The organism is Cupriavidus sp. 05N39 (assembly GCF_056397325.1).
Genome location: NZ_JBFTNE010000325.1, coordinates 1 through 438, shown reverse-complemented (window position 1 = coordinate 438; position 438 = coordinate 1). Strand labels below are relative to the sequence as shown.

The 438-nt window shown below is 69.6% G+C and carries 1 protein-coding gene; it reads left to right on the top strand.

Going from position 1 to position 438, the window contains the following annotated elements:
• A partial coding sequence (locus AC1DN0_RS41530) for a tRNA nucleotidyltransferase/poly(A) polymerase-related protein (RefSeq protein WP_477146675.1) occupies positions 1 to 438 on the top strand: 438 nt, incomplete at both ends.

The window sequence follows — 438 nt, the reverse complement described above, 5'->3', positions numbered from 1 at the left end:
GGCGAGGAGTACGCGCTGGCGCGTACCGAGCGCAAGTCCGGGCGTGGCTACCGCGGCTTCGTGGTCGATGCCGATCCGTCGGTGACGCTCGAAGACGACCTGCTGCGCCGCGATTTCACCATCAACGCCATCGCCTGCGATGAAGCCACCGGCGCGCTGGTGGACCCGTATGGCGGCCTGCGTGATATCGAACAGCGCGTGCTGCGCCATGTCGGCCCGGCCTTCGTCGAAGACCCGCTGCGGGTGCTGCGCGCGGCACGCTTCATGGCCCGCTTCGCCCCGCTCGGCTTCACCGTTGCCCCGGAAACCATGGACCTGATGCGCCAGATCGCCGACAGCGGTGAGCTGGACGCGCTGGTACCCGAACGCGTCTGGCAGGAACTGCGCCGCGCGCTCACCTGCGCCCAGCCTTCGGCCTTCCTGCGCACGCTGCACGAC